Source organism: Calothrix sp. UHCC 0171, assembly GCF_034931845.1.
GTDB lineage: Bacteria > Cyanobacteriota > Cyanobacteriia > Cyanobacteriales > Nostocaceae > Brunnivagina.
Window position 1 is genome coordinate 98,456 of sequence record NZ_JAYGHN010000008.1, and the last position, 12,647, is coordinate 111,102.

Annotated in this window: 9 protein-coding genes; 8 read left to right on the forward strand and 1 reads right to left on the reverse strand. The window is 40.1% G+C overall.

Features of this window, described 5'->3' with window-relative positions; genetic code table 11:
• The first annotated feature begins 255 nt into the window (after window positions 1-255).
• From VB733_RS08810 to VB733_RS08830, 5 genes are all read left to right on the forward strand, one after another.
• Entirely contained in the window at window positions 256-1,143 is an 888-nt protein-coding gene (locus VB733_RS08810; protein WP_323339704.1) for a cation diffusion facilitator family transporter, read from the forward strand.
• A gap of 113 nt (window positions 1,144-1,256) precedes the next feature.
• A complete protein-coding gene (locus tag VB733_RS08815) occupies window positions 1,257-3,524 on the forward strand; it encodes an ATP-binding protein (protein WP_323339705.1) in 2,268 nt (755 codons plus the stop codon).
• Window positions 3,525-3,676: 152 nt separating this feature from the next.
• The gene (locus VB733_RS08820) at window positions 3,677-4,165 is read left to right on the forward strand and encodes a response regulator (RefSeq protein ID WP_323339706.1); all 489 of its coding nucleotides are present in this window, start codon (window positions 3,677-3,679) and stop codon (window positions 4,163-4,165) included.
• Complete coding sequence (locus tag VB733_RS08825; RefSeq protein ID WP_323339707.1) at window positions 4,134-6,488, forward strand: PAS domain-containing protein; 2,355 nt, start codon at window positions 4,134-4,136, stop codon at window positions 6,486-6,488. The genes VB733_RS08820 and VB733_RS08825 overlap by 32 nt, the downstream gene beginning before the upstream one ends.
• Before the next feature lie 224 nt (window positions 6,489-6,712).
• Window positions 6,713-9,322: an exo-alpha-sialidase gene (locus tag VB733_RS08830; protein WP_323339708.1), complete on the forward strand. Its 2,610-nt coding sequence runs from the start codon at window positions 6,713-6,715 to the stop codon at window positions 9,320-9,322.
• A 17-nt stretch (window positions 9,323-9,339) separates the two neighbouring features.
• On the opposite strand, the gene VB733_RS08835 is transcribed toward VB733_RS08830, so the two are convergent.
• Window positions 9,340-10,572: an FIST signal transduction protein gene (locus VB733_RS08835; RefSeq protein ID WP_323339709.1), complete on the reverse strand. Its 1,233-nt coding sequence runs from the start codon at window positions 10,570-10,572 to the stop codon at window positions 9,340-9,342.
• 346 nt (window positions 10,573-10,918) lie between these two features.
• Between VB733_RS08835 and VB733_RS08840 the strand changes: the two genes are divergently transcribed.
• From VB733_RS08840 to VB733_RS08850, 3 genes are all read left to right on the forward strand, one after another.
• A complete protein-coding gene (locus VB733_RS08840; protein WP_323339710.1) occupies window positions 10,919-11,140 on the forward strand; it encodes a Calvin cycle protein CP12 in 222 nt (73 codons plus the stop codon).
• A gap of 282 nt (window positions 11,141-11,422) precedes the next feature.
• A complete protein-coding gene (locus tag VB733_RS08845) occupies window positions 11,423-12,019 on the forward strand; it encodes a DUF3177 family protein (protein WP_323339769.1) in 597 nt (198 codons plus the stop codon).
• A gap of 155 nt (window positions 12,020-12,174) precedes the next feature.
• Window positions 12,175-12,465 carry a hypothetical protein gene (locus tag VB733_RS08850; protein WP_323339711.1) on the forward strand — a complete coding sequence of 97 codons (291 nt, stop codon included), beginning with the start codon at window positions 12,175-12,177 and terminating at the stop codon, window positions 12,463-12,465.
• Window positions 12,466-12,647 lie beyond the last annotated feature (182 nt).

Genomic DNA, 12,647 nt, shown 5'->3' on the forward strand with positions numbered 1-12,647 from the left:
AGAGATAAATCTCCAGGTAGATTTATCATCAAATTTCTCTGCAAATTAATGCAAAATAAAGTCATTTATTTATCAGCCAAAAAGTAACTAATAACTGAATATTTACCATTTATTAATTAAAAAGAATTGCAATAAATATCAGTAAAATTTTTACTTAAAGATATCTATAATCCTTAATACATAAGGGTTTAAAATATTTACCTGGTCTTAAAAGCTATACAGTATAAGTAAAGGGATGGAAATAAAAAATACTGTATGGTTTACGATAATAGAGCGACTGTCAGAAAGGTTCTCATCATTACGCTATTACTGAATATATTTGTGATGGTGTTAAAAGTGATTGTGGGAAATATGACTGGTTCCCTCAGCTTACTTGCGGATGCGTTACACAGCGTTACCGATAGTGCCAATAATATTTTGGGATTAATTACCAGTCGCTTCTCCTCTCCCATACCTGATAGAGAACATCCCTATGGACATCAAAAATTTGAAGCTGTCGGTGCTTTGGGAATTGCAGCTTTTTTGGGGATAGCTTGTTTTGAAATTATTCAGGGTGCGATTGACAGGATAGTTCATGGTGGTAAACCTGTAAGGATTTCTGCTCCTGAGTTATGGATATTATTAATTGTTCTAGGTGTAAATATTTTTGTTGCTTTTTATGAACGTCGCGTTGGGAAACGGGTGGGAAGTCCGATTTTGATTGCAGATGCAACGCACACTATGAGTGATATTTGGGTGACAATCACGGTAATTGGTGGTTTGATTGGGGTTTGGTTGGGGTATCAGTGGTTAGATGTGGTGTTAGCTTTTCCCGTGGCTTTGTTGGTATTTTGGAGTGGGTGGACGGTATTAAAGGACAATTTACCTTGGCTGGTTGATGAAATTGCGATTGCACCAGAAACAATTCACACGATCGCACTTGCGGTTCCTGGTGTGGTAAACTGCCACGATATTGCTTCCCGTGGTGTGGTAGGAAGACAAATTTTTATTGAGATGCATTTAATTGTTGATGCTGCTGATGTGGAAACTGCCCACCGTATTACTGAAGAAGTCGAAAAACGTTTGGAAAAACGATTTCATCCTGCCAGAATTTTGATTCACGTTGAGCCGCCTAGCTATCAATCTACCCAAATCAGTTTTTAATTGATTTATTTTATCAACTTAATTTAGCCAAGTTGAGATTGTGGATTGAAGCCAGTAATAATATTGGTTGGCTTTAAAATCTACAATAAAAATAAATCAGGAGAATTGAAATTGTGACATTTAATCAAGCTAATATTCATTATATAGACCAAGGATTTCAAGTCGATTTAAGTAATTGCGATCGCGAACCAATTCAATTTCCTGGAACTCTGCAACCTCATGGAGTTATGTTAGTTTTACAGGAATCTAATTTGCAGATTATCCAAGTTAGTGATAATACATTTTCTTTTTTGAATTTACATCCTCAAGAATTGCTCAATCAAGATTTAAGTAAGTTATTGGAACCAGAACAAATAATTTTGTTAAATGATTGTTTGCAACAGGAGGACTTACAAGCTATTAATCCAATTGAAATTCATATAAAAACATTAGATAAAAACCTATTTTTTGATGGAATTATTCATCGTTCTGAAGGGGTAATAATTTTAGAATTAGAATTCGCACAGGAAAAGAAAAATAATTTTTTTAATTTTTATCATTTGGTTAAATCTGCCCTATCTAAATTACAAAATGCCAGTAATTTGACTGAATTGAGTCAGATTTTAGTTGGAGAAGTGCGGAGAATAAGTAATTTTGATCGGGTGATGATCTATCGATTTGATGAGAATTGGAACGGTAAAGTCATCGCTGAAGACAAAGTCGAGAATATGACTTCATATCTAAATTTACATTATCCCGCTTCCGATATTCCTCAACAAGCACGACAGCTTTATTGTCGTAATTGGTTACGTTTAATTCCTGATGTAAATTATCAGCCGACAGCAATTATCCCCACAAATAATCCCCTCACAAACCAGCCACTAGATTTGAGTGATTCTGTGTTACGGAGTGTCTCTCCTTTGCACATCAAATACATGCAAAATATGGGTTTGCAGGCATCAATGTCGATTTCAATCATTAAAAATCAACAACTGTGGGGATTGATATCTTGTCATCATCAAACACCGAAATATGTACAGTATGAAATTCGTCATGCTTGTGAATTTTTAGGGCGAATTGCTTCATTGGAAATGGTAGCTAAGGAAGATAATGAAGATTTTGATTATAAAATTTTGCTGAAGTCTGTTCACAGCAAGTTAGTTGAATATATGTCGCTTGAAGGTGATTTCATTCATGGTTTAATTTCCTATCAGCCGAATATCTTGGATTTAGTCAATGCCCAGGGTGCAGCGATATGCTTTGAGGATAAATATTATTTTGTGGGTGACGTACCCCCAGCCGCAGAAATCCAAAATTTATGGGAATTAGTTAATCAGAATTGTCAGGAAGATATTTTTGCAACCGATTGTTTATTTAATTATTATCCTCCAGCAGAAAATTTTAAAGATATTGCTAGCGGTGTGCTTGCCCTATCTATAGCTAAAAGTCAGAAAAATTATGTATTATGGTTTCGTCCAGAAGTCATCCAAACGCTGAATTGGGGCGGAAATCCTCATAAACCTGTTGAAGTTTCTGGAAATGGAGAATTGCGTTTATCACCGCGTAAGTCGTTTGATTTATGGAAAGAAACTGTACGGAGAAAATCCCTACCGTGGAAACCCTGTGAGATAAATTCCGCTTTAGAATTACGCAGTACAATTTTGGGAGTGATTTTGCGAAAAGCAGATGAATTAGCAAAATTGAATTTTGAGTTAGAACGCAGCAACAAAGAATTAGATGCATTTGCTTATATTGCTTCCCATGATTTAAAAGAACCGTTGCGAGGAATTCATAATTATTCCAGCTTTCTGATTGAGGACTATGGGGAAATCTTGAATAATGCTGGTAAATCTAAGCTGCAAACATTAATGCGTTTAACGCAGCGAATGGAGGACTTAATCGAGTCGTTGCTGCATTTTTCGCGGCTGGGAAGAGTCGATTTATCGATGCAAGAAACAAATTTAAACGATGTTGTCTGCCAAATTTTAGACTTGTTGAGAGCGCGAATTGAAGAAACAAAAGTAGAGATTCGTATACCTAAAATATTACCAACAATATCTTGCGATCGCATTCAAATTGGTGAGGTTTTTAGTAACCTGATTACTAATGCAATTAAATATAATGATAGCCCAGAAAAGTGGATTGAAATTAGTTATCTGGAAGAATCACATCCATTAATATTTTATGTCCGCGACAACGGGATTGGTATTCGTGAAAAACACTTTGAAGGGATTTTTCGCATTTTTAAACGTTTGCACGCACCCAGTAAATATGGAGGGGGTACTGGTGCTGGACTGACAATTGCTAAGAAAATTGTTGAACGCCACGGCGGCAATATTTGGTTAGAATCAATTTACGGTCAAGGAAGTACGTTTTACTTTACATTACAACCAGATCGTTAATTAGCTCAAATCCTTTTAAATAGTTATTTTTGAGCTTGACGCTGAGAAAAATTAGTGGTAACTGATTATCCAGACTTAATATTACTGAGTAGGAAACATCGAGAAATAGTGACTCTCAACATTGCTAACTACATATCCTATCCCCTATCCCTATGATTGGTAATGCAACTCAACCCATATTAGTAGTTGAAGATAGCGATGAAGATTTTGAAGCTTTTATCCGCATTTTGTGCCGTCAAGAGGTAGTTAACCCGATATTTCGATGTACTGATGGAGATGAAGCACTGGACTTTCTTTACCATCGGGGCAATTATGATAATGCCCAAACTGCTCCTCGTCCCTCAATCATTTTACTAGATTTGAATTTACCAGGAACCGATGGACGGGAAGTTCTTGAACAAATCAAACAAGATAATGATCTGAAAAATATTCCGATTGTCATATTTACAACCTCCTCAAATCCCAGAGATATTGATATATGTTATAGCTATTGCATCACAAGTTATATACTGAAACCAATTGATATGAGTCGTTTGATGCAAACAATTGAAAACTTTGTCAAATATTGGTTGGATATTGTGATTTTACCCAACAGTGTTTCCGTTAGCCATGACTCAACAGCTAACAGTTCTAATTATTGATGATTCTCTGGAAGACCGGGAAGTTTATCGTCGCTATTTACAGCAGGACGTTAACTACCAGTATACCATTTTAGAAGCAGAAACGGGTGCAGGCGGTTTGCAACTACTGCATTACTGTCAACCCGATGGAATTTTGCTGGATTTTTTGCTGCCAGATATTGATGGGTTGGAATTTATGGCGGAACTGAAACAACTGGTAGGGGAAAATTTACCAGCCGTAATTATGCTCACAGGGCAAGGCGATGAGTCCATTGCTGTAGATGCAATGAAAAATGGTGTGCAAGACTATTTAGTTAAGGGGAAAATCACACCAGAAATAATCCTCTCCAGCCTCCATTCAGCAATTGAAAATGTCCGTTTGCGCCATGAATTGCGTCGCAGTGAGGAACGTTTTCGGACTTCCATTGAAAACCTGCTCGATTGCTTTGGTATTTACTCTGCTGTCAGGGATACAGACGGAAAAATAGTTGATTTCCGCATCGATTATGTGAATCCTGCCGCTTGCAAATCCACTATGATGAGTCCGGAGGAGCAAGTTGGCAAATTAGCCTTTGAGATTTTCCCCTCACAACGAGAAATGGGATTATTTGCAGAATATTGCCAGGTTGTGGAAACTGGAGAAGCTTTAGAAAAAGAAGCGATCGCCTACAAGTTCCATCGTGGTAATCATATCATTACTCGCCTGATTGATGCTCGCATCTCGAAACTGGGGGATGGTTTTGTTGTCTCTTGGCGCGATGTCACCGCGAAAAAACAGGCTGAGGAACAATTACGCCAGAGTCACAACCGCTTTCGACTGGCTACGGAGGCGGTTAATTGCCTAATTTATGAATGGAACTTTGAAAATAATCGCGTTGAGCGTACCGAAGCATTAAAAGATATTGTTGGTTATACCCTAGATGAAGCAGAACCAACCCAAGAATGGTGGTGGCAACTAATTCATCCTGATGACAGAAAATATATACAAAATATGCGTGCGGAACTTGAGGATATCATTTCCTGCCCCGACCATTTTAGCCACGAATATCGAGTCCGTCATAAAGATGGCAGTTATCGCCATATTTTGGATAGGGGACTGGCAATTAGGAATGAACAAGGAAAAATCATCCGTTTGGTTGGGAGTACAACAGACATCACAGCCGAAAAAACCGCACTCGCAGAACAAAGACGCGCAGAAGAAGCTTTGCGACAAAGCGAAGAACGTTACCGTTATTTATCGGAAGCTGTCCCACAGTTGGTTTGGATTTGCAATCCCAACGGTGAATGTGAGTATTTTAACCAACGCTGGCAGGAATTTACTGGGCAATCTATGGAAGAAGCACTTGGTTGGGGCTGGATACAAGTGCTACATCCCGAAGATTCTGAACGCACCATCCAGACTTGGAAGGAAGCTTTAAGCACAGGTAAATTATACGAAGCAGAAATGCGTTACCGTTGTTGTAAAGATGACAGCTACCACTGGTTTTTGGCACGCGCCTTACCAATGGTTGACAAAGAAGGAAAAATTTGGAAATGGTTCGGAACAAGTACAAATATTCACGAAATCAAGCAACTGGAAGCCGAACGCAACCTTTTTTTAGAGTCAGAAAAACTTGCCCGCGCGGAAGCTGAAACTGCCAATCGTGCCAAAGATGACTTTGTCGCCATGGTATCACATGATTTGCGATCGCCCCTAAATGCGATTATTGGCTGGTCTACACTCCTGAGAACTCGCCAGCTTGACGAAGTTGCCATGAACCGCGCCCTGGAAATCATCGAACGTAATGCTAAATCCCAAGCCAAAATCCTCGAAGATTTACTAGATATCTCCCGCATCCTCCGAGGCACATTACACCTCGATTTATCTCTAGTTAATCTTTATACTATTGTTGCCACCGCAGTTGAAACTGCTTACCCTAGCGCCAGCACGAAAAATATCCGCTTGATTAGCCAACTTGATGACTCTCTGCCGCTCATTTCTGGTGATCCCAATCGCTTACAACAAGTATTAGGTAATTTACTTTCTAATGCTATTAAATTTACTCCAGAAGAGGGCAGTATTGAAGTCTATTTATCTATGAAAATCATGCAAGATGATAGTTTTTGCCAAAAATATGCTATAGTCACCGTCAAAGATTCCGGAATTGGCATCACACCAGAATTTTTACCGCAAATATTTGAGCGTTACCAACAAGCAGATAACAATAACCGTCATCAAGGCTTAGGATTAGGACTCGCGATCGCGCATCATATTACAGAATTACATGGTGGTAGTATTTTTGTAAATAGTCCCGGCGAAGGGTTAGGAAGCACTTTTACAATTCAATTACCGTTAGAGAAGTAGTAGTAGTCTGTCAGGGTTGAAATGAGGGACTGTAGTGTGAGCGTCTCGCTCACGTGGGCTTTTCGTCTCCGGATTTTTCCGTGAAGAATATCTCCCCAGAAACTCCTCTCCGCACTACCAAAAATCCCTCAAAACAAAATTGACAGACTAGTAGTAGTTCACCAGCTATTCTTAATTTTTCTCCGCGTCAGTTTTATCGTAGATGCTCCAATCGCACAAAAATAATGAAGTTTCCCACAATACATCTACCATCAAGAGGTTATTTTCTGGTACTTTCTGCATTTGTAGCCCTGATGTTGTTGGTTATGAATGCTTGCACCCCCACACCTACTGGTGAAAATTCCTTAGCAGTCTCAATTTCTTCACCCCAACCCACTTTAGTAGAAGCAAAAGCACCACCAACAGTTCGCAAAGGCAAATCAACAGCATTAAAAAATTCCTTTAGCTGGCGGAATGTGAATATTCAGGGAATGGGTTATGTAACGGGCTTAGTAATTGCTCCGCAAACTCCCTATGATGTTTATGTGCGTACTGATATTGGGGGAATTTATCGGTATGATACTCCTTCGGGAGGTAAATATCACCATTCCTGGCTACCTCTTATGGATATGTTTAATACTAACTTTTCCAAAGGAGGAGTCGGAGTCGAAAGTATTGCTGTAGATGAATCTCAGCCCAACCGCATTTATGCTGCTGTCACTTGCCATCAGGAAATTTTTACCGATAAAGACGGCAAGCAAAAATATAAATATTCCGGTGAAATCATGGTTTCCCATAACCGGGGACAATCTTGGCAAGCAACCGGCTTAGGTAAACATCATGTATATATCGGTGCCAACCAATTATACCGCGCCGATACAGGTGAAAGATTAGCAGTTGATCCCAATAATTCCCAAATTATTTACTTTGCCTCACGTCGTCACGGTTTATGGCGAAAAAATGGGAATAGTGATTGGGCACAAATCACAGGTGGTTTACCCCCAGTCACCAGTTTACCAGAATACAAAAAATCCAACGGCAAAGATAACGAAGATATCCCCGGCTTTACATTCATCACATTCGACAAACGCACAGGAAACTCAAATAAATCAACACAAAATATCTACGTTGGGGTTCATGGTAGCGGTGTCTGGCAAAGCCAAGATGCCGGAAAAACTTGGCAAAATATCCAAGGTGCAGACAATCCCCTGCGGAGTGCGATCGCTAATGATGGTACATTGTATGTAGCATTTGGAACCTGGGGACGGGATGGCAAAAATACCACAGGTAGCCTGCGTAGATATCAAAATGGTGCATGGACGGAAATTACTCCCGATGGCAAAGGACGAGTATATTCATCTGTCACGGTACAGTTGAACCAAGCCAATACAGTCATGGCTGTATCCGATAAGTTTGTTTACCGTTCTACCAACGGTGGTAAAACTTGGCAGAAACAAACAATGGCAATGGGTGCATTTGACGCGAATCATCCCCAAGATACCGTCAATACTTCCGCACCAGGCTACTACCAAGCATACGCTTCTACAGGCGCAGCCACAATTAAAATAAACCCCAGCAATCCAAAACAAGTTTGGTGGACAAATGGTTGGGGAGTTGCTCGTACCGATGATGTGACAGCGAAAACTCCCGTTTATAAATGGATGATGAATAATTTGGAGGAGTTGGACTCAAATATGGTAAGAGTTCCGCCCAAACCCAAAGCCCAGGGAGGTGCTGATTTAATCAGTGCGGTGCAGGATAAAATCGGCTTTCGCCACATCAACCGCAACCAAGTGCCGACAGCTAGTATTAGCCCCAAAAATATACCCATCAATCCTGCTTTCAAATGGGCAAATCCCGACTGGAAGTTTTACCCCCAACCCTTTCCCCATATAGCTGGAGCCACTGGAATTGACTATTCCTACAGTCATCCCGATCGCATGGCATTTGTGGGTTTTCACCAGTGGCAAGGGTTTTGGGGAATACATGGGATATCGAACGACAATGGTAAAAATTGGCAAGCTTTTGCCAGTGTTCCCACTGAGGAACTGTGGAAAAAGGATAAATCGGGGAAAGAGAAGGTATCGGCAATTGCTGGACAAATTGCCATATCTCCAACTAATCCCCAAAATATGGTGTGGTCGCCAACATGGGGGACTTGGACACATTACACTACTAATGGTGGTAAAACTTGGCAACTATCCCGTAATCTTGACCATAAACCCAAACCAGAACCTTTTGATGAGAAGAATAACGACCACCTACATTACAATGCTTTACCAAAGTCCTGGGGAAATAGCATCAACCCGTGGGTGAGTTCCTATATTTTGGCAGCAGATAGAAAAGACTCCCAAGGCAAGACTTTTTATTATTTTGATGGTAGTGCTTTTTATTACAGTCTTGATGGTGGTGTCAATTGGCGCAAAAGCAAAGCGGAGAAATTTCCCAGTTGGGTACTTCGTCCGGCTATAGTGCCCAATCCCGCGCAGCAAGGTGATGTGTGGATGAGTTTTGCCCGTAACCCTGAAGATGTGAATGGAAATCCTCTATATCATTCGACTGATGGTGGTAAGACGTTTAAGATTGTGGCATCTGTGAAAAGCTGCGAATTTGTAGCATTCGGCAAGGGAAAAGCGGCGAACATTCCGTATATTTACATATTTGGTAAAGTTGGCAATGCGACAAAGGAAAGTATCTATAAATCCGAGGACATGGGTAAAAATTGGTTCCCCATTAGCGACCCCAATATCTTACAATTTCCGGGAATTACGTATATGGAAGGAGATATGCGTACCTCGAATTTGTTGTATGTGGCATTGACGGGAAGAGGAATTATGGTGGGGGAAAGGGAGTGAAATCTAAAGCCCAGTCATTACTCACTTTTTAAGATGCCAAACACCGAAGTAAAGGCATGGAGAAAAGTGCTACCCCCCACAGGACCAATTTCGCCGCCGCAGAAAAATCCACTCAGGGGAATATTATGAAAATAGCGGTGGAATAGTTGTGAGTCAAAATTAGGTTTTCCGTACAGTCCTTCACCCCTTCCCATACATGAGAACATTAATGCACCGATTGGTGAACTGGTTTGGGGATTTTGGTTTTGATAGCGTTGCAGGAGATATTCCAAGTCTTCTTTTGAAGTTTGTGCATCGCGAATGTGGAATTGTAAGCGCTGTCCTGGACGTACTTTATCACCAATTGCGATCGCACCTGCGGATGGATCGACTCCCAAGATGCTGCGAATCAAAAAATCACCTGGTTGTAATTCCTGTTTAAATTCATCCATGGCAACGCCAACAAACAACCAATTCTGAGCTAATATTCGTTCTTCATCGCTGAGATTGGCAATCAAATCGCGTAAAACGATGAGGGGATTTTGTTCATTTAGTTCAAGAATAATATTGCGATCGCCTTTAGTCACTTGAAACGGTTGACCAATTGGTCTACAACCTTGCGCCACAATCGTATCTAAAGTAATTTTGCCACTTAACGCCAGTCCCAGCACACCATCACGATAAATGCGATTCTCCAAAGTTGAATCTCCGCGAACATTGCAGAACAAAGCAATTCGACTACCAAAACCACCCCCAGTTGCCTGTCCTCCCACTGTTTTCGAGCCAGGATAAGCAAAGTCAATGCCCTGTAATAAATCGTTAACGCCTGCGGAGAAAGAACCAGAAAAGAGAATGAATTGTGGCGTGGGATTGGGTGAAACTCCAATAAAATTCACCCAAGCATTGGGAGAACCATCTAAATCTGGTAAATCATCACCTTCAACATAAAAAGGTTGCACCTTAATCTCTGGCAAATAGGCTAAAGTTAAACTCAAAGCTGGCTCAGATTCCAACTCTTGAGTATCGCCATATAAAGTCGTACCAATTATACCACCTCCACAACAACCAACTAAAACCGGTAGTGATAACTTTTCAGTCAATAAGGGTAACACCCGCGAATACTCACTAGTAAAAGCAGACGAAATAAATACCAGTCCCAAATCAGCAGGTTTTGTCAATAACGAAGTCGCGCGATCGACCACTTCAGTAATAGCTGCTTCCAATGAAGGACGGGTTGATAGGGCGTTTGCCCACTGCATTTGATCTGCCATATTTTTGTCAGTTCGTTAGCTTGTGAGGATACTAGGGTTTTGTGGTGCCAGAGATTTTATATTCAGAATCGTTCTATTCCTAGAAAGATAGAGCCTCTATCTCTATCATTACTACACTTGAAGCTATTTTATATTGCAATTCTGATGGTGAATATAACTAATAGAAATATTAAAAAAACTGAGGTATATTTACCTTCGATGCGTAAATTACTATATTTGTCGTGGAGTGTAGTGTAGCAAGCATATTCAGCAACAACTCCCCAGATATATTCGTGAGACCGAACTCAAAGGCAATTTTCCTATTTTTTATATACTGGTACAATCAAGAATTATTTAGGCAATGATCATGAGTGATATTCAAGACAAAATCCAAACCGAACTCGAACAAGCCCGTGCAGTTTGTGATGTGACAGGTGCAAACTCTGCTGAATGTGCTGCTGCTTGGGATGCCGTTGAAGAACTTCAAGCGGAAGCTTCTCACCAGCGCCAACAAAAACAAAAAAACTCTCTTGAACAATATTGCGATGACAACCCAGAGGCTGTCGAGTGCAGAGTTTACGAAGATTAGAATATTTAGCGCCTTGTCTTAGCGTTAGTTATTCTGCCATTCGGCATTCAGGCAAGCAACTAAGATTAATCTTAGAGTTGCTTGTCTTTTTATATCTTGGTTATATGTTTGGGTTTACTGGTTCGCCGTTAACGATTTACCACGTCAGTCTAGAGATGCTGACTGCCCTATATCAAAAACATCAAAAATTTTAGGGGATATCTGACTAAAAAACTTGCAAGTCTTGATGATGAAGTTAAATTGTTATGGTGTTAATACTTAAATTGAGTAAATTTTTGAGTAATTATGAAAGATGTTTGGTTTCGCTGGCTAGTCTGGCTTGATTTTCGACTGGCAATATTGTTTACCCTAATCATACCTTTAGGTTTGTTTATATGGGCATTTGGGCAAAAAAATCAAACGATGCAGCACTTGTTGGCAATTTACTGGCGAGTGGCAAGTTTGTTCGCTATCACTCTCTACTTAGCGATCGCACAATACCAACTTAGCTTTATTTCGGGATTGATGGCAAGGATTCTGATTCCCCTCTCATTATGGTTTTGGGTAGACTTAAACGATGAAATTGAATATCAACCCAATAGCTTCATGAAGCTAGTTTTTACCTCTTGGCGATGGGCTACTACATTGTATTGTGCATTAGGGGCGATCGCATCAATTCCATTTGTCGGTTGTGCTTTCTCCTCAAACACCCTCAAATCAAATTATTGTCAAGTTTGGTTTGAAGCGCCTCTAGTTTTCAAGGAAATTTTCCACAAAAATACCACAGCAAATTTCCTGGGAATCTTGGGAATTTTAGGTTTAATTCTTTACATTATATTCTTCGGTTACTTTGTCATCTTTAAACTCGGCAAACAAGGACGTACAGCAATAGAACAGTAGAATTATTAGCGAATAGACGCGGAGGGAGACAGGAAGATGCGGAGAAATAATGATGTATCAACAGATATCTCCTGATTCAGCAACGTTCTCGTTCTTCTCTTCGCTCCTTACTTTCTCTTCTGCTGCCACTCAATACTCAACACTCCCAAGTTTTTATGATTGGTAAACGGCTTGAACAGTACACAATCAAACATCCTCAACAGGTTTTACTCGTCACAGTCGAAATTAACGGCGAGGAAGATCAAATTGCCATATTTAAAGGCTTTTCTAGTTCTTTAGTACGCCCAACCAACTTTGACCCCGATGTTCCAGTTTTACCTGATGATGCTAAAATCCTCAGTATTGATATAGTCGCAAGTCCCTATAATCCAGACGCACCTCGTTATCTGGAACAGAGTTTATCTTGGGATGTCATGCAAGTCCGATTATCTAATTTAGGCATGTAACCAACTTAACTTGCCAAGCCTAAGAAGATTATCTATAGGTATTAAAATACACATATTCATTTTTATTTTTCAGGGAAAACTTGTACTCCACCCATAATTTATCCCATTCAAAATATCATTCAAAATATCTTGATGGAGGCGATCGCCTGTTAAACTGAATTTCCGATGAATTTCCAGTTAAA